Source organism: Pseudarthrobacter sulfonivorans (genome assembly GCF_001484605.1).
Classification (GTDB): Bacteria; Actinomycetota; Actinomycetes; order Actinomycetales; family Micrococcaceae; genus Arthrobacter; species Arthrobacter sulfonivorans_A.
The window spans coordinates 2,658,946-2,675,935 of the sequence record NZ_CP013747.1; the positions used below are offsets into that span (position 1 = coordinate 2,658,946).

Annotated in this window: 16 protein-coding genes; 10 read left to right on the forward strand and 6 right to left on the reverse strand. The window is 65.8% G+C overall.

All coding sequences use genetic code 11. The annotated features are described in order from the left end of the window. The first annotated feature begins 1 nt into the window (after position 1). The 5 genes from AU252_RS11880 (at position 2) to AU252_RS11900 (ending at position 4,823) form a co-directional block, all read left to right on the forward strand. Positions 2-688 carry a nucleotide exchange factor GrpE gene (locus AU252_RS11880; protein WP_058930891.1) on the forward strand — a complete coding sequence of 229 codons (687 nt, stop codon included), beginning with the start codon at positions 2-4 and terminating at the stop codon, positions 686-688. 94 nt (positions 689-782) lie between these two features. Further along, complete coding sequence (locus tag AU252_RS11885) at positions 783-1,757, forward strand: DnaJ C-terminal domain-containing protein (protein WP_205630563.1); 975 nt, start codon at positions 783-785, stop codon at positions 1,755-1,757. A 15-nt stretch (positions 1,758-1,772) separates the two neighbouring features. Then, the gene (locus AU252_RS11890; protein ID WP_058930893.1) at positions 1,773-2,198 is read left to right on the forward strand and encodes a heat shock protein transcriptional repressor HspR; all 426 of its coding nucleotides are present in this window, start codon (positions 1,773-1,775) and stop codon (positions 2,196-2,198) included. Positions 2,199-2,328: 130 nt separating this feature from the next. Then, positions 2,329-2,700, forward strand: a complete 372-nt coding sequence (locus AU252_RS11895; protein ID WP_058930894.1) for a hypothetical protein — start codon at positions 2,329-2,331, stop codon at positions 2,698-2,700. Positions 2,701-2,855: 155 nt separating this feature from the next. Beyond that, on the forward strand, positions 2,856-4,823 hold the full coding sequence (locus AU252_RS11900; protein ID WP_058930895.1) for an FAD-binding monooxygenase: 1,968 nt from the start codon (positions 2,856-2,858) through the stop codon (positions 4,821-4,823). A 43-nt stretch (positions 4,824-4,866) separates the two neighbouring features. On the opposite strand, the gene AU252_RS11905 is transcribed toward AU252_RS11900, so the two are convergent. The 4 genes from AU252_RS11905 to AU252_RS11920 all read right to left on the reverse strand — a co-directional run bounded on the left by AU252_RS11905 (position 4,867) and on the right by AU252_RS11920 (position 7,360). Next, the gene (locus tag AU252_RS11905) at positions 4,867-5,724 is read right to left on the reverse strand and encodes a prephenate dehydratase (RefSeq protein WP_058930896.1); all 858 of its coding nucleotides are present in this window, start codon (positions 5,722-5,724) and stop codon (positions 4,867-4,869) included. A 168-nt stretch (positions 5,725-5,892) separates the two neighbouring features. Further along, on the reverse strand, positions 5,893-6,612 hold the full coding sequence (locus AU252_RS11910) for a GntR family transcriptional regulator (RefSeq protein ID WP_058930897.1): 720 nt from the start codon (positions 6,610-6,612) through the stop codon (positions 5,893-5,895). A 5-nt stretch (positions 6,613-6,617) separates the two neighbouring features. Continuing rightward, on the reverse strand, positions 6,618-7,133 hold the full coding sequence (locus tag AU252_RS11915; RefSeq protein WP_058930898.1) for a PTS sugar transporter subunit IIA: 516 nt from the start codon (positions 7,131-7,133) through the stop codon (positions 6,618-6,620). Beyond that, positions 7,130-7,360, reverse strand: a complete 231-nt coding sequence (locus AU252_RS11920; protein ID WP_058930899.1) for a glucose PTS transporter subunit EIIB — start codon at positions 7,358-7,360, stop codon at positions 7,130-7,132. The genes AU252_RS11915 and AU252_RS11920 overlap by 4 nt, the downstream gene beginning before the upstream one ends. 186 nt (positions 7,361-7,546) lie before the next feature. Between AU252_RS11920 and AU252_RS11925 the strand changes: the two genes are divergently transcribed. The 5 genes from AU252_RS11925 (at position 7,547) to AU252_RS11945 (ending at position 14,096) form a co-directional block, all read left to right on the forward strand. Further along, positions 7,547-8,821: a PTS transporter subunit EIIC gene (locus AU252_RS11925; RefSeq protein WP_205630564.1), complete on the forward strand. Its 1,275-nt coding sequence runs from the start codon at positions 7,547-7,549 to the stop codon at positions 8,819-8,821. Further along, complete coding sequence (locus AU252_RS11930) at positions 8,811-10,082, forward strand: N-acetylglucosamine-6-phosphate deacetylase (protein ID WP_058930900.1); 1,272 nt, start codon at positions 8,811-8,813, stop codon at positions 10,080-10,082. The genes AU252_RS11925 and AU252_RS11930 overlap by 11 nt, the downstream gene beginning before the upstream one ends. Further along, complete coding sequence (gene nagB / locus AU252_RS11935) at positions 10,063-10,875, forward strand: glucosamine-6-phosphate deaminase (protein ID WP_058932902.1); 813 nt, start codon at positions 10,063-10,065, stop codon at positions 10,873-10,875. Before AU252_RS11930 ends, nagB begins: the two co-directional genes overlap by 20 nt. A gap of 86 nt (positions 10,876-10,961) precedes the next feature. Continuing rightward, positions 10,962-12,299 carry an NADP-specific glutamate dehydrogenase gene (gdhA, locus tag AU252_RS11940; protein ID WP_058930901.1) on the forward strand — a complete coding sequence of 446 codons (1,338 nt, stop codon included), beginning with the start codon at positions 10,962-10,964 and terminating at the stop codon, positions 12,297-12,299. Between the two features lie 507 nt (positions 12,300-12,806). Further along, on the forward strand, positions 12,807-14,096 hold the full coding sequence (locus AU252_RS11945; RefSeq protein WP_058930902.1) for an ammonium transporter: 1,290 nt from the start codon (positions 12,807-12,809) through the stop codon (positions 14,094-14,096). A gap of 191 nt (positions 14,097-14,287) precedes the next feature. Here AU252_RS11945 and AU252_RS11950 read toward each other — a convergent pair whose 3' ends face one another. Together AU252_RS11950 and AU252_RS11955 are read right to left on the reverse strand one after the other, a co-directional pair. After that, a complete protein-coding gene (locus AU252_RS11950; protein WP_058930903.1) occupies positions 14,288-15,310 on the reverse strand; it encodes a glycoside hydrolase in 1,023 nt (340 codons plus the stop codon). Positions 15,311-15,402: 92 nt separating this feature from the next. Further along, positions 15,403-16,989, reverse strand: a complete 1,587-nt coding sequence (locus AU252_RS11955) for an HNH endonuclease signature motif containing protein (RefSeq protein WP_058930904.1) — start codon at positions 16,987-16,989, stop codon at positions 15,403-15,405. Position 16,990: the final 1 nt, after the last annotated feature.

Below are 16,990 nucleotides of genomic sequence, written 5' to 3' on the forward strand. Positions count from 1 at the left end.
CATGCCGCACCACGGTAACGAGGAAGAGCACAACTCATCCGCGAACCAGGAGCCGGTCATCCGGGACAACCGCAAGGTTGACCCGGTGACCGGGCGGGCCCGGCACCCGGAAGGCGAGCAGCCCGCTGAAGCGCCGCTGGGCGAGTCCCCGGTTGGCGAGCCTCCGGTTGGCGAGCCTGTGGACAGCGACGGCGATGCACTCGCCCAGGCCGAGGAAATCCTGAACGGCATCGAGGTGCCCGCCGAGGAATCGGTGGCACAGGGTGCAGGACACGCTGAAGCTGCCGAGCTGAAGAACGATCTCCTCCGCCTCCAGGCTGAATACGTCAACTACCGCAAACGCGTTGAGCGCGACCGGGCCGTGGCAGGGGAGATGGCCGTTATCGGCGTCCTGAACTCCCTGCTTCCGGTACTGGACGACGTCGATGCTGCCCGCCAGCACGGTGACCTGACCGACGGCCCGTTCGCCGCGATCGCCACCAAGCTGGAGAACGCGCTGAAGACGTACGGCCTGGTCCGCATTGATGAGACCGGAGTGGAGTTCGATCCCACGATCCACGAGGCCCTCATCCAGCAGCCGGGCGAGGACATCGAGGTTGACACCGTCAGCCAGGTCCTCCGCTCCGGCTACCGGTCAGGCGAACGCGTCCTCCGCGCAGCACAGGTGATTGTGGCCGTCCCGGCCTAGTATTACCCCATCGAGATGGCAGTTCGCGGCAGTGATTCGCAAGAACATTGCCGCGAACTGCCATCTCGGCACAGAGATTTGAAAGGAAACGCCATTGGCTAGCCAGGATTGGGTGGACAAGGACTTTTACGCGATCCTTGGTATCGCCAAGGACGCTTCCGACGCCGACATCAAGAAGGCCTACCGGAAACTTGCCCGCCAGCACCACCCGGACACCAACTCGGGGGATGTCGCGTCGGAGAAGAAGTTCAAGGACATCTCCGAGGCCTATTCAGTGCTGTCGGATCCGGACGAGCGCCAGCAGTATGACGCCATCCGGGCCATGGGAGGGGGCGCGCGCTTTGCCCCCGGCGGTGCCGGTGCCGGCAACGGCGGCTTCGAGGACATGTTCGGCGGGCTGTTCACCGGCGGCGCGGGGCGTCAGCCCGGCGGGTTCAACACCTCAGGCGGCATCCCGCCCGAGTTCGCTGACCTTTTTGGCGGCGGCGGCTTCGGCGGCCAGACCGGCTTCCAGCGCCCGCCGCAGAAGGGCGCCGACCGTACAGCGACCACCAGCATTTCCTTCTCCGGGTCCATCCGCGGCACCACCATCGGCCTGCGCGAACTCAGCGGTGACGTCATTGACGTCCGCGTTCCCGCCGGCATCAAGGACGGCCAGAAAGTGCGCGTCCGCGGCAAGGGCCAGCCAGGACCCGCCGGCAACGGCGACCTCATGGTGGCCGTGTCCGTCAAGCCCCACGAGTTTTACACGCGCGACGGCGACAACCTCCGCATCCATGTCCCGGTCACTTTCCCGGAGGCTGCTTTGGGAGCCGACATCCAGGTCCCTACCATCGACGGCGAGACCGTCAAGGTCCGCGTTCCGGCCGGCACGCCTTCGGGGCGTACGCTCCGGGTCAAAGGCCACGGCGTGAAGACCTCCAAGGTCACCGGCGATCTCCTGGTGACCATCGACGTCGCGGTTCCGAAGAACCTGAACAAGGAAGCCGAAGCAGCCGTGAAGGCCTTTGCCGAAGCCACCGCCGACGCCGATGTCCGTGAAGGCCTGGCCGCCAAGGCCCGGCTCTAAGCAACGGAGCAGACCGTGGACATCAGCCCTGACCAGCCGATCTTCGTGATCTCCGTCGCGGCTGAACTGGCGGATATGCACCCGCAGACGCTCCGGCAGTATGACCGGCTGGGCATTGTCTCGCCCAGCCGGGCGCCGGGGAAGTCGCGCCGCTACTCGCAGCGGGACATCAACATGCTGCGCGAAGTCCAGCGGCTGTCCCACGAAGGCGTGTCGCTCGAAGGCATCAAACGGATCCTTGAGCTTGAGAACCAGGTGGCCGCGCTGCAGCGCAGGGTGAGCGAGCTGACCGAGGAGCTGGGCCGCCGTCGTGATCCCCTTGATTCGCGAATCTTCGCGGCCGGCGCCGCCGGCGACGTGGTGAGCCTGGCCCGCGGGCAGCGTCCCCGTGCGCGGTCCCAGGCCGTCGTGGTCTGGAGGCCCAGGGCACTGGGAAACTAACCGCTGGGAAATTAGAGTACCCACTACTCGTGACCGGACCGCCCCCACTGGCTTGAATGGACTTCAGCTAGGTCTCACAGCGCAGGTTCGAGCCTTTGGGGGTTTTCGCGTGTTTGGTTCATCAGTCGTTATGTTCGCAGGGTCCAGTGTTGGGCTGATCCTGCTTGCCGTCGGTCAGGCCGTCGTGGTGGTGTGCATGTGCTTTGACATGGTGCGGGCGCTGTCCGTCCCGAGGTCGCACCAGCGCTACGTGGCCAGCACGGTCTTCCGGACGCTGGCCGTTCCGTCCATCATCGCCGCCGGTATGAGCGTGCTGATCGACGCGCTGGCCTGGTCCTGGATGGACGTTGGCATGTCAATGTTCGTGATGGTGGCCATCATCTTCCGTCTGCACCACGACAAGGACGAAGACAACTGGTGGAAGGGCAAAGGCAAAAAACTCGCCCGCTGGGCCCGCCGCCAGTTCAGCTCGGGAACGTCGGTAGCGCCGGCGATGGGGTAGGACTCCGGCGACCCGGGCACACGGCCTAAGGGGCCGGTTGTGGCCTGCATCACCGCCGCGTAGAATTCCACTTCAGGGCATGATTCATATATGGAACGCTGAGTTCTATTATCGAACTCGAAAGTGCCAGCCACACAACGAAGTGAGGAAAGCCCGTGCAGTTCCACCACCACGGTTATGTATCCGGTGACCCGCGGGTCCAGCCAGCATCCGGCGTCGGTCTGGACAGGCCTGCCGAGCTTCCCGACGAAGTGGACGTGCTCATCGTGGGCACCGGTCCTGCGGGCATGCTCACCGCGGCCCAGCTCTCGCGGTTCCCCGGCGTCACCACGCGCATTGTGGAGCGCCGCCCCGGACGGCTCGTCATCGGCCAGGCGGACGGTATCCAGGCCCGCAGCGTCGAGACCTTTCAGGCGTTCGGTTTCGCGGAGCGCATCATCGCCGAGGCGTACCGCATCACCGAAATGGCGTTCTGGAAGCCGGACCCCGCCGACCATTCCCGGATCGCGCGCGCCGCCCGCACGCCGGACGACCCCACGGGTATCAGCGAGTTCCCGCACCTGATCGTCAACCAGGCCCGTGTGCTTGACTACTTCGCCGAGTACATGGCCAACGCGCCAGCGCGGATGTCGCCCGACTACGGCTATGAGTTCCGCAGCCTCGATATCGGCGACGGCGACTACCCAGTCGCCGTGAGGCTCGCGCGCACTTCTGGCCCTGAGGAGGGCCAGGTGCGTGTGGTCCGCGCCAGGTACGTCGTCGGCGCGGACGGCGCACGCAGCAAGGTGCGCGAATCGATCGGCTGCACCATGGCCGGCGACCAGGCCCATCACGCGTGGGGAGTTATGGACGTCCTCGCCGTCACCGACTTCCCCGACATCCGCACAAAATGCGCCATTCAGTCCGGTGCGGGCGGCAGCATCCTGCTGATCCCGCGCGAAGGCGGGCACCTCTTCCGCATGTACGTTGACCTCGGCGAGGTCGCGCCGGAGGACCACGGGGCCGTGCGCAGCACCACCATCGAGCAGATCATCAGCCACGCGAACACCATCCTGCACCCCTACACCCTGGACGTCCGCAACGTCGCCTGGCACAGCGTGTATGAGGTCGCCCACCGCCTCACGGACAGGTTCGACGACGTCCTTCCGGACCAGCGCGGGACGCGCACACCCCGCGTGTTCATCACCGGCGATGCCTGCCACACGCACAGCGCCAAGGCCGGCCAGGGCATGAACGTCTCGCTGCAGGACGGCTTCAACCTCGGCTGGAAGCTCGGGCATGTGCTCGAGGGCCGCAGCCCGGCAAGCCTGCTCGCCACGTACTCGGCCGAGCGCCAGGTGGTGGCGAAGAACCTGATCGACTTCGACAAAGAGTGGTCCACCATGATGGCGAAGAAGCCGGAGGAGTTTGCGAACCCCTCCGAGCTTGAGGACTTCTACGTCAGCACCGCCGAGTTCCCCGCGGGCTTCATGACCCAGTACACGCCGTCCATGATTACCGCAGAACCGGTGCACCAGCACCTGGCAGCCGGCTTCCCCATCGGCAAAAGGTTCAAGTCCGCGCCCGTGGTGCGGGTGTGCGACGGCAACCCGATGCATCTCGGCCACCACGCCACGGCGGACGGCCGGTGGCGCATCTACGTCTTCGCCGACGCGGCAGCACCCGAGACGGCGTCGCCGCCCATAGAACATCCGACGCCGGGACAGACGCCGGGACAGCACGCGCCGCCGTCGTCCGTCTCCGGCTTCGCCGAGTGGATCGCGAACTCGCCGGAATCACCGCTGGCCGCTACGCCGTCGGGCGCTGACCGGGACACGTGGTTCGATGTGAAGGTCATCTACCAGCAGGACCACACAAACGTTGATATCGGTGCGGTTCCGGCGGCGTTCAAGCCGTCAGTGGGGCCGTTCCAGCTGACGGACTACGAGAAGGTCTACGCCACCGATCCCGCCGCTGACATCTTCGAGCTCCGCGGCCTGGACCGCGGCGGCGTGGTGGTGGTGGTGCGGCCGGACCAGTACGTGGCCAATGTCCTGCCCGTGGGCGCGACGGCGGAACTCGCCGCGTTTTTCGCTCCCCTCCTACTGCTCCGTGAGACGCGGGAGCTGCCCACGGAGGCCTGACTGGCGGGGCATCGGTCCGCGGCCTGATTCGCTGACCCCGGGATCAGGCAGTGACTGTCTGCGCGGTCCGGAACTCGGCAGCGGGATAGACGCCCAGGATGCGGACTTCCGTGGTGAAGAAATCCAGCTCCTCAAGGGCCAGGCGCAACGGCAGGTCCTCGGGGTGGCCTTCGACGTCCACCATGAACATCGTGGCGGCGAATTCGTCGCCCACCATGTAGCTCTCCAGCCGGGTCATGTTCACGCCGTTCGTGGCGAACCCGCCCAGCGCCTTGAACAGCGCCGACGGGACGTTCCTGACGCGGAACACAAAGCTGGTCACCGCCGGTCCGGGCAGCTCTTCGCGGGTGGGCAGTTCCTTTTCCCGCGCCAGGACCACAAAACGGGTGGTGTTGGACGGGTCGTCCTCGACTCGCGACGCCAGCACCTCAAGGCCGTAGATCTCGGCCGCGAGCGGGGGAGCGAGGGAAAGTTTGGTGGGGTCGTTCCACTCGCGGACCTCCCGGGCGGAACCGGCGGTATCCCCGGCAATGACTGGACGCAGTCCGGCCTCCCGGATCAGGCGGCGGCACTGGCCCAGGGCGTGGATGTGGCTGTGGACCTCGGTGGCCGCCTCGATGGTGCTGCCCGGAATGCCCAGCAGGTCAAAGTGGATGGGCAGGAAGAACTCGCCCACGATCTGCAGGTGCGACTGGGGGAGCAGGATGTGGATGTCCGCCACCCTGCCGGCGATCGAGTTCTCAATCGGAATCATCGCCAGCTCCGCCTCGCCGCTGGAGACCAGCTCGAAGGCGTCCTCGAAGCTGGCGCAGGGAACACTGTCCAGCTGGGGGAACATCTGCATGCACGCGATATTGGAGTTGGCGCCGGGCTCACCCTGGTACGCAATCTTCTGGGCCATGGTCCGTATGGTTTCACGTCAGGTGCCTGCCCACCCAACTGAGTAGCGTCAAGTGTCGTTTTGGGCGCTCAAAATGCGCTCAAAACGACTGATAGCGCTACTCAGTTGGGGAATCAGAGGCGGGATGACACCGAGCCAGAGGCATTGGTGCGACGCAGCAGTCTTGGCTTAGCCCGCGCCCAGCCGCATGGATACCTGGTACCGGTCGGAGCGGTACGTTGAGACGGCGTATTCGATGGGCGTGCCAGGGTCCTCCTGGCCGGTGAACGAACGGCGCCGGAAGAGCAGGACGGGTGCCCCCGGTTCGATGTCCAGCAGCGCGGCGGTCTCGTCAGGGGCGGCGGCGGCCTCGACGGTCTGTTCCGCATGCTGCACCGGGTGCCCCGCGGCGCCGAGGGCCCGGTAAAGGGACCCCGTCAGGTCTTCCGAGAGAAGCCCGGGGACCAGCGCGGGCGGCAGCCACGATTCGTCCACACTGACGGGCGCGCCGTTCGCGAGCCGCAGCCTGCGGACGCGAAAGGCAGCTTCCCCGGGCGCCAGCCCGAGGTGATCGGCGGCCGCCGCCGGCGGCACTGCCGTGGAGGCGTTGATGACCCGTGTGCTGGGTTCGAATCCGGCTGCCCGCATGTCCTCGTTGAACGAGGCCAGGTGCAGGGTGGACCGCACCAGCCCGTGGGAGACGAACGTGCCCTTCCCCTTGATCCGCACCAGCGCGCCGTCCTGGACCAGGTCCGAAATGGCCCGGCGCACCGTGATGCGGGAGACGCCGAACTGCTCCTCCAGCTGCCGCTCACCCAGCAGGGCGTCCCCGGGCCGCATTGTGGTGGCCACGAGATCCTGGAGTTGCCTGCGGACCCAGACGTGTTTTAGTTCCCCTGCCGTATCCATGTCTCCTATTTTCCGGGAATTTTGAACAGGTGGCCGCCTGCTTCCACGCGGCCACCCGAGGCCGGAGGTTCGATGGCGTCCGCCGCGCTGTCCAGAACCACCACGGGACTGCACATGCTCAGGTCCTTTGAACGGACCAAGGTGACGTCCACGGTGATCATGGGGTCGCCGGCACGGACTTGGTCCCCCTTCTGCGCGAGCACGGTGAAGCCCTCGCCCTTCAGACCGACGGTGTCGATGCCGACGTGGACCAACACGGCGGGCCCGGACGCGTGCTGGACGATGTAGGCGTGCGGCATGACCTTGATGACCCGGCCGTCCAGCGGTGCGACGGCGGTGAGGACGCCGGCGTCGTCGTCGGGAATTACGGCGGCGCCGCCACCTACAAGCCCCTTGGCGAACACGGGGTCCGGCACCTCGTTCAGGGGAATGAGCCGGCCCGGCAGGGGGGCAACAACGCTGATGACCTGGGTCGGCGCTTCCGTGCCCACGTCAGGCGTGCTCACGTCAGGGCTGCTCACATCAGGTCCTGGATGTCTTCGGCGAGGCTTTCGGCTTCCGGCCCCACAACCACCTGGACCACCGTGCCGGACATCATGACGCCGTGGGCGCCGGCGGCCTTGAGGGCGGCCTCGTCAACCCGGGAAGAGTCCACCACCTCGGTGCGAAGGCGTGTGATGCACCCTTCGATTTCTTCGACGTTGTCGGCGCCGCCAAGGGCGGCGAGGATGATTTCTGCTTTGGACATGTCCACTCCTGAGTTCGTTTCGCGGTGAATGACGCCGGGTCCGGAAGCTTTTTTACGGCTTGAGGTTGACAACTGAGGTCGGCGCCCTTCACAGTGATGGTTGTCACTGGTTATAACCAGTTAGCTAGACTCTACTGAATCAAGCATCCCCGCACAAGCACCACCCTCTTCGAGACGAGGAACATTATGACCACGGAAAACCCATCAGCTTCCGCCGGGGCCGGCCCGCTGGCCGCCCCGGCCCCAGACAAGGGCAAGGGCAGCGGAAAAGCGCTGCAGAACATGCAGCGCTTCGGCCGCAGCCTTATGCTCCCCATCGCCGCCCTCCCCGCGGCGGCGCTGCTTTTGCGCCTGGGCCAAGACGACCTGCTGGGCAGGTTCGAATCCTTGACCACCGTCGCCCAGGTCATCGGCGCCGCCGGCGGCGCCCTGTTCGAGAACCTGCCGCTGCTCTTCGCCGTCGGTATCTCCTTCGGTTTCGCCAAAAAGGGTGACGGTTCCACGGCCCTTGCCGCCGTCGTCGGATACCTGGTCCTTACCAACGTCTTCAAGGTCATGGCCCCGCTGGTGCTGGGAGCCGCTCCGGAGGGCGGCAAGGATCCCGTCATCAATTACGGCGTGCTGGCCGGCATTGTGATGGGCCTGACGACGGCGTTGCTTTGGCAGCGTTTCCACCGAACCACCCTGCCGGACTGGCTGGGCTTCTTCGCGGGCCGCCGCCTGGTGCCCATCCTGACGTCCTTCGCCGCGATCGTGATCGGCGTGGCCATGGCGCTGCTGTATCCGCTGTTCAATAACGGGCTGACTGCCGTGGGCAACACGGTTGCGGACAACACCGTGGTGGGCAGCGGGGTTTATGGCGTCCTCAACCGGCTGCTCATTCCGCTGGGCCTGCACCACATCCTGAACTCCATCGTGTGGTTCATCATCGGCGACTACGACGGCGCCCACGGCGACCTGAACCGGTTCTTCGCCGGGGACCCCACCGCTGGCGTCTTTATGACCGGCTTCTTCCCCATCATGATGTTCGCCCTGCCCGCCGCCGCCCTGGCCATCTGGCAGGAAGCCAAGCCGTCGCAGCGGAAGATCGTGGGCGGTGTGATGCTCTCCACCGGCCTCACCGCCTTCCTCACCGGCATCACCGAACCGCTCGAGTTCTCGTTCATGTTCGTGGCTTGGCCGCTGTACATCGTGCACGCCTTCCTGACCGGAACATCCATGATGCTGGTCAACTTCCTCGGCATCCATCACGGGTTCGGATTCTCAGCAGGAGCGATCGACTACGTCCTGAACTTCGGCATCGCACAGAATCCGCTCTGGCTGGTCCCTATCGGGCTGGTCTACGCCGCCATCTACTACGTGGTGTTCCGCTTTGTGATCCGTCGCTGGAACCTGCGCACCATGGGCCGCGAAGATGAAAACGACGAGAACGGCTCAATGGCCAAAGCCGATGCCAGCTGAGCCTTCGTCGGCCCGGGGCGGCGGGGCCGGCGGCGGAGTGGGGCTGCGGGGCCGCCTCGTCACCGGACTCCCCGGTGCTGCGGTGATCGACGACGGCACCGTGGTGATGGCCGGAGGGAACATCGTGTGGTGCGGCCCGACGTCGGACCTGGCGGAAGGTTTCGGCGCCGACCTCCGGCAAGTGCCGCTCATCCTGCCCGGACTCGTGGACGTGCACTGCCACGGTGCCGTGGGGCACACTTTCTCCGCGGATGCGGACGGCGCGCGCCTGGCTGCCGGCCACCATGCAGCGCAGGGCACGACGTCGGTACTCGCCTCGCTGGTCTCGGCGCCGTCGCAGCTACTGCTGGAACAGATCGAGGCGCTGCGGGACCTGGTGCAGGATGACACCCTGGCCGGCCTGCACCTGGAAGGGCCTTTCATCACCACAAGCATGTGCGGGGCCCAGGACCCGGCAGCCATCATCGACGGAGACCCGGCGCACCTGCAGCAGTGGCTTGAGGCGGGATGCGGGACCGTGCGGTCAATGACTCTTGCCCCCGAAACCCCGCACTTTGCCGAGCTGGTGCAGCTCTGCCGGGATCACGGCGTCGTGCCTTCCCTTGGCCACACCGCCGCTACGGCGTCCCGCACCCGGGAAGTCCTGGGCGGCGCAAACGGTGGGGTTGGGGGCCCGTGGTCGGCCACGCATCTGTTCAACCGGATGCCCCCGCTGGGCCACCGCACGCCCGGACCCATCGCGGTCCTGCTGCAGGCGGCCGAGGAGTCACCCGGGCAGATGGTGCTGGAACTGATTGCCGACGGCGTGCACCTGGACCCGGAGATCGTCCGTATGGTCTTCGGGCTGGTAGGACCCCGCTCCATTGCTCTCATCACGGATGCGATGGCAGCGGCGGGCATGTCCGACGGCCATTACACTCTCGGCAGCCTGGACGTGCTGGTCCAGGACCGCGTGGCGCGCCTGGCCGGTCCCGGGGCCGGTCCCGGGGCGATCGCCGGCGCGACGAGCCACCTGCTGGAGAACGTACGCCGCTGCGTTGAGTGGGGCGTTCCCCTGGCCGATGCCGTCGTCGCGGCATCCTCCACTCCGGCGCGGCTGATGGGCCTGGATCGGCCTGGCCCCAACCGGGTGGGAGCCATTGCCCAGGGTTTCCGGGCGGACGTGCTGGTGACCACCGAAGAACTTGAACTCGTGCAGGCCTACCGCGCCGGCACACCACAAACACAGGAAAGGAATGACCGTGCAGATAGTTCTGTGTGAGTCCGCCGATCACGTAGGAGCCCGGGCGGCCGACATCATCGAGGCCAGGGTCCGCCGGGGTCCTGCCGTGCTGGGGCTGGCCACCGGCGGCTCCCCGCGATCCACCTACCAGGAGCTCATTCGGCGGCACCGCGAAGAGCAACTCAGCTTCAGCCAGGTCACCGGCTTCACGCTGGACGAATACGCGGGCCTGCCGCCGGAACACGGCCAGTCGTACTACTCCACCATCCGGCGGGAGTTCGTCGACCAGGTGGACCTGCCCCTGGAACGGCTCTTTACCCCGCAGGGGGACGCGTCGGACCTGGTGGCCGAAGCTGACCGTTATGACGCAGCCATTGCCGGCGGTGGAGGTGTGGACATTCAGATCCTGGGCATCGGCGCCAACGGCCACATAGGCTTCAACGAGCCGACGTCGTCACTGGCTTCCCGCACGAGGGTGAAGACCCTCGCCGGGGCCACGCGGGCTGACAACGCGCGGTTCTTTTCCGACGGCGATGTTCCGCGGCTGTGCCTGACGCAGGGTCTCGGGACCATCCGCGAAGCCAAACTGGCAGTGCTGGTGGCGATGGGCGAGAACAAGGCCGCCGCTGTCCAGGCCATGGTGGAAGGGCCGGTCAGCGCCCACTGCCCCGCGTCGGTGCTCCAGCTGCACCGCCGGGCAGTTGTCATCCTGGACCCGGGAGCATCTTCCCAGCTGAGCCTGCTGGATTACTACCGGGAAGCCCAGGACTTCAACGACAGGCTGGGCCAAACACCCACGAGGCCCTGGCTTCAGCAGCCGGTCAGCCGTTGAGGTGTGTGACGCTCGTCGCATTGGATTCCGCAAAATGAAATTTTGCTACCATGACATGGAATATCTGTTGAACTAGAGGAGACGGCGTGGACGCTCGGCTTGAGGCCATCCGGAATACGGTACTGGCGCGGAACCCAGGTGAAGCTGAATTCCACCAGGCAGTGACCGAGGTCTTTGAGAGCCTTGGCCCCGTCCACGACCGGCACCCCGAGTTGCTCGAAGCCGCCATCCTGGAGCGGCTCTGCGAGCCCGAGCGCCAGATCATCTTCCGCGTCCCGTGGACCGACGATTCCGGCCGCGTGCAGATCAACCGTGGCTTCCGGGTCGAATTCAGCTCCGCCCTTGGTCCCTACAAGGGCGGCCTGCGCTTCCACCCCTCTGTCTACCTCGGCATTGTGAAGTTCCTGGGCTTCGAGCAGATCTTCAAGAACGCCCTCACCGGCATGCCCATCGGCGGCGGCAAGGGCGGCTCGGACTTCGACCCTCGCGGCCGCAGCGATGCCGAAGTGATGCGGTTCTGCCAGTCGTTCATGACCGAGCTCTACCGGCACATCGGCGAGTACACCGATGTGCCGGCCGGTGATATCGGCGTCGGCGGCCGTGAAATCGGTTACCTCTTCGGGCAGTACAAGCGCATCACCAACCGCTACGAATCCGGCGTCCTCACCGGGAAGGGCATGTCCTGGGGCGGCTCCCTGGTGCGGCCGGAAGCCACCGGCTTTGGCACCGTCATCTTCACCCAGGAGATGCTGAAAACCCGTGGGTCCTCCTTCGACGGGCAGCGCGTGGTGGTGTCGGGTTCCGGCAACGTGGCCATCAACGCCATTGCCAAGGCGCAGACGCTCGGTGCCAGCGTGGTGGCCTGCTCCGACTCCTCCGGATACATCGTGGACGAGGCGGGAATCGACGTCGCGCTCCTCCGCGAGGTCAAGGAAGTTGAACGCGGACGCCTCAAGGATTATGCAGTGCGCCGCCCCGGCGTTTCCTATGTGGAAGCCGGATCGGTGTGGGACGTCGACGCAACGGTGGCGCTGCCCTGCGCCACGCAGAACGAGCTCGACGGCGATGCTGCCGCGCGGTTGGTCCGCAACGGCCTGGTCGCGGTCGGCGAAGGCGCCAACATGCCCTCCACCCGCGTCGCTGTCTCGGTGTTCCAGGATGCCGGCGTGCTGTTCGGGCCGGGCAAGGCCGCGAACGCAGGTGGCGTGGCGACGTCGGCGCTCGAGATGCAGCAGAACGCCAGCCGCGATTCCTGGTCCTTCGAGCACACAGAACAGCGGCTCACCGAGATCATGGTGGGAATTCACCACCGCTGCGCTTCAACCGCCGACGAATACGGCGACCCCGGCAACTACGTGCTGGGCGCCAACATCGGCGGCTTCGTCAAGGTGGCTGACGCCATGCTCGCGCAGGGGCTCATCTAGCGCACACCCCACACTGACGCTCATAGCGGCCACCGACCCAGCAAGGGTCGGTGGCCGCTTGCGTTGTTCCAGCATCCGGGCACGGAGTTTATTTACATGCTTGCCGGAAGGATGGTTTACGGACACGGCGCCTACGAATACACCATGGAATCGGGCGACTCACTCCTGCTTGACGGCGAGGGCCACATGGGCCGCTGGAGATGCTCGGCCTGCCCATCAGGTTCCTGGCCGTCTCCGCCAAGTAACACTGCGCGGGAAAACCGGCGGCTGCGGTCCCGGAATTCCCTGAATCCAAAGTTCGTTTGAGTGACCTGTGAAACTCGCGTGCCCGTGACTGAAACGTTGATTTAACCAGCCAGAAACCCATCGCGGAACTGCAGCCATACTGTTGGAACCAGACGGCAATAGCTGCCCTCCGATGAACGTGGTACTGACTCCGCGTCCCTCCTCCGGAGCGGCTCTGACGGGCAATTTCCGTTCTCTCGTCGCATCACGAAAGGGGTTCCCATGGATTCGGGAAATGTCGCTTGGATTCTGGCCAGCTCAGCGCTGGTCTGCATGATGATCCCCGCCCTGGCCCTGTTTTATGGGGGCATGGTGGGGTCTCGTCGCATTCTCAACATGATGATGATGTGCTTTGGCGGCGCGAGCCTGGTGGCTGTACTCTGGGCGCTCTTCGGTTATTCCATGGCCTTCGGAAACTCCGTGGGCGGCCTCGGACTCATCGGGGACATCACGGAATTCCCGGGCATGGGACAGTTGCTTGCCGCAGACGAGGCAGCCTCCATTCCAGTGGTCCTGTTCGCCGCCTTTCAACTGTTCTTCGCCTGTGTCACTACGGCCCTGGTTGCGGGAGCGGCAGCCGGACGTATGAAGTTCGGCGCCTGGATGCTGTTTGCCGGAATCTGGGCAACCATCGTCTACTTCCCCATCGCACACTGGGTGTTCGCTTTCTCCTCTGCTGACGGCAGCGTCACGGGCGGCTGGATCGCGAGCGGCATCAAGGCAATCGACTTCGCCGGTGGAACCGCCGTGCACATGAACGCCGGCGCCGCGGCGCTTGCACTGGCACTCGTGCTCGGCAAGAGCTCCGGCTGGCCCAAGATGGAGCACACCAAGCCGCACAGCCGGCCGCTTGTGCTCGTGGGCGCGGGACTGCTCTGGGTGGGCTGGTTCGGCTTCAACGCAGGCTCCGCACTCTCGGCCGGGCAGTCCGCCTCCGTTGTATTCCTGAACACCGCGGTGGCAGCGTCGGCCGGCCTCCTCGCCTGGGCGTTGATTGAGCGCCTCCGCCACGGCGCAGCCACCAGCATGGGAGCGGCATCCGGCCTGATCTCGGCCCTGGTTGCCATTACGCCTGCTTGCGGCGCGGTCAGCCCGCTGGGTGCACTGGCCATCGGCGCCATCGCCGGTGCCGTCTGCTCCCTCGCTATCGAACTGAAGTTCCGCCTGGGCTACGACGATTCGCTCGACGTCGTGGGCGTTCACCTCGTGGGCGGCATCATCGGCACCTTGTTGATCGGCCTGTTTGCCACCGACGCTGCTCCGAACGCCGTCAACGGCCTGTTCTATGGCGGCGGCGTTGAATTGCTGGGTGTCCAGGCGCTGGCCACAGTCACGGTCCTGGCGTACTCGTTCGGCATCACGTGGATCCTGGCCAAGATCCTCGACCGCGTTGTCGGCCTGCGGATCAAGCCTGAGGACGAAATGCGCGGTATCGACATCGCCGCGCACTCGGAACTTGCCTACCTCACTGATGAAGACCCGGTGGAGCTCGGTTCGCCGCAGCGGGCCTGATAACCAGTGGGGCCTGAACTCAAATAGATATGCCCGGGCGGCGCCCATTGGCGTCGCCCGGCGCGAGCCCGGCTAAGGGCCGAACATCGGACCGGTGTCAGCAGCCGCTGGCTTATAGTTCCGCAGTTCGGCCTTTTGTCGTGCCGGCCTCGATACCCTGTTCTCGTGCCCTGGCTTCGGATGCTTCGGCGTCAGATGTTTGTGCAGACGAGGTCGCCATTGTGAACTTCCAAGACGGCCGCCCGGACGTGGCTGAGATGGGTCTTCGGGTCTGCTGCCATGGCGTCAATATCCTCGCCGTTCCAGTGCGGATGGGTGAAATACACGATGAGCGCCCGTTCCTTACCGTCTGCCGTGGCCTCCAGCGGCACCACGTCCGCGTGCCTGCCCGCGACCGGACCGCCGTCGGCCGTTTCAGGTGCCGTCAGGATGAGCCCGTCAGAATTCTCCTGCCGCGTCCAGCCGCCTGAGGCGTCCTCGGACCGGTAGATCGCCTGGCCACGCCATTCGTCCACGATCATCCAGAACTGCCCGTCGAGCTTGAAGACTTTGGGTCCTTCGTGCGGACGCCCGGCGATGGTCAGGCCTTCAAGAACCCACGACGACGGATCTGCCGGGGTCCTGCTTACCGCACTGTACGTGTTTGATCCCCGGGATTCATCCTTGTACCAGAGCCGATGCAGACCGTGTCCGCAAAGGGCCACTGCCGCGTCGATGACCCGCGGAGACTTCAGGTCGATGGAACCGAGGAACTCCCACGTAACCAGGTCCGGGCTGGTCAATTGGACGATCGAGGCGTTGCCGGTCCAGTCAGTCCGCACTCCGCCGAGGACTGTGAGGTACATGATCCATTGATCGCCGATTCGGACGACGTCGGGCGCCCAGAGTGTGGCGGGCAGTTCAGTTCCTGGCGGGACCAGTCCGTCCAACGTGCCCTGATACTGCCAGTTGAGTCCGCCATCGGACGAGCGGGCCATCCCGATTGCCGTGCCGTGCACCCACTCGACACCCGTCAGGCCGGTTTCCGTCGCCCTGCGTTGGGTGTAGAAGAGTACCCATTCGCCGGTCAGGTGGTCCGATACCAGGATGGGGTCTGTGGGGCCGTCCCAGATGGGATCCCGGTAGGGAGTCTTGAAGGCGTCAGCGCTGAGCGGCGAGACGCTGGGTGCTGCAGTTTCATGGGATATACGGGAAGCTGCGCCTTCGGTGTGCACGGGAAACTCCAGGTGGCTGCGTAGTCAGAATTCCGTACAGCATATGCGGGAAAGTGCTTTCCCGCAGCTGCTTCCCGGCTGCGTGACAGGGCTCAGCCAGTGTTAGCGCAGGGGACTGGAGGTGCCGCACCGGCCCCAGGCTGTTGTGTCAGCCAGAGGAAGTCGGGTACGGATGGGTAAGGTGGCGGGTCTGGTTCTTGGAGGCGGCGCAGCCATTTCCGCTCCGGCTCTGGGTCTGCCGGTAGATGGCTTTCGGGCAGGGCGGGGCCAGGTTCCTTATGGGGGAGTTGGTTCAGTATCTGGTTTGGCCAGATTGGTGGTTCCCAGTCGGGGTGTTCGCTGGCGTAGTGGCGGCCTGTGGGTGAAATCCAGCCGGGTGGTTCGGTGGAACTCGCCGTGGTGGGTTTCCAGCGTGTGGTGTGTTTGAGCCGGTGGTGCTTGAGGCAAGGCTGGCCGAGATTGCTGATCCCGGTGGTTCCGCCCTGGTGCCAGGCGAGGAGGTGGTCGGCTTCATTGTCCAGGGACTGGTTGTTGCAGCCGGGGAACGGGCACTTCCCATCCCGCAATCTGAGCCATTGGCGCATCGCTTTGGGGATCCGGTAGCTGTCACGGCCGATTTCCAGCGGTGCTCCGTCGCGGGGGTCGGTCAGGACGCGGTGGAACGAATCGGCGCCGTCGGCGACGAGGGCGCGGGCCAAGGACGGCGGGATGGGCCCGTACCCATCGAGCATCGCGGGTTCATCAGTCAGGCCCATCAGCGCAAACACCGGCACGGTCACGAGGACCTGGGCCTTGGGTGACGGGATCAGATCGGCATGCCCGCCCAGAAGCCAAGCCGCGGCGCTGTCGGCGCGGAGTTGGGTGAGGGTCCTGGACTCGCTGGGTCCCTGCAGGGCGCGGGCGGCGGTGGTGGCGCGGTCCCAGATCCCGGAGGCCTGATCGGCCGGGAGGTAGGCGGAGAGCCAGGCCATGCCGTCACGGTCCGGGGAGTACTCCAGCCGCCGGTCCGCTGTGCTGCGGGTGTGGCGTTTTTCGATGCTGTCCGGGTGGTGGCGTTCGCGCCAGGTCCGGGCCTTGTGACGGAACCGGGACGGGACCATCTCCCCGGCCGGGCCACCCCGCGCCGGGTTGGGTGCGTCGGGATCCAGGAAGTGCGCCTCCAACGCCCGGGCACCCTCGGGGTCCAGGTTGAGGGTTTCGTCGGCCATGATCAGGGCGTGCTGCCACGAAATGGTCCCTGCTTCCAGGGCGGCGAGGGTCAATGGCAGAGTGGTGGTCAGGCGGTGTGCTTCGCCCAGCAGCGCGTCACCCGTGCGTTCGCTGACGGTCAGGGCGCAGGCAACCTCGGCCACGATGCCCATGTCCTGGGCTGTCTGCTCCTGAGGGGAAGTGATGGGGCCCGCGACGGCCTGTGCGGCCTCGTCGTAACCGCTGGCGGCATGGACCTTCACGGCAGCGAACATGGCTTCCATCCCCACGGTCCCCGACAGGACGGTCAGGCAAAGCTCAGCCTGCCAGCGAGCCAGGTCCCCACACATCGCGGACGGACCAGGTGCTGAAGGGCAATCAGCCGGACCAGCTGCAGCCGGGCTGGCGGCCGTCCCACGAAGCACACCGGCCATCTGCAAAGCAGAGGCCGCGATGGTCTCCAGAATCTCTGCCGGTGCCGTGTTGTCCATA

Excerpts from the sequence above, each read along its gene's own strand:
- AU252_RS11880 (WP_058930891.1), top strand. The coding sequence starts at position 2 with ATGCCGCACCACGGTAACGAGGAAGAGCACAACTCATCCGCGAACCAG.
- AU252_RS11895 (WP_058930894.1), top strand. The coding sequence starts at position 2,329 with ATGTTCGCAGGGTCCAGTGTTGGGCTGATCCTGCTTGCCGTCGGTCAG.
- AU252_RS11905 (WP_058930896.1), bottom strand. The coding sequence starts at position 5,724 with ATGGCCCAGAAGATTGCGTACCAGGGTGAGCCCGGCGCCAACTCCAAT.
- AU252_RS11910 (WP_058930897.1), bottom strand. The coding sequence starts at position 6,612 with ATGGATACGGCAGGGGAACTAAAACACGTCTGGGTCCGCAGGCAACTC.
- AU252_RS11920 (WP_058930899.1), bottom strand. The coding sequence starts at position 7,360 with ATGTCCAAAGCAGAAATCATCCTCGCCGCCCTTGGCGGCGCCGACAAC.
- AU252_RS11925 (WP_205630564.1), top strand. The coding sequence starts at position 7,547 with ATGACCACGGAAAACCCATCAGCTTCCGCCGGGGCCGGCCCGCTGGCC.
- AU252_RS11930 (WP_058930900.1), top strand. The coding sequence starts at position 8,811 with ATGCCAGCTGAGCCTTCGTCGGCCCGGGGCGGCGGGGCCGGCGGCGGA.
- AU252_RS11945 (WP_058930902.1), top strand. The coding sequence starts at position 12,807 with ATGGATTCGGGAAATGTCGCTTGGATTCTGGCCAGCTCAGCGCTGGTC.
- AU252_RS11955 (WP_058930904.1), bottom strand. The coding sequence starts at position 16,989 with ATGGACAACACGGCACCGGCAGAGATTCTGGAGACCATCGCGGCCTCT.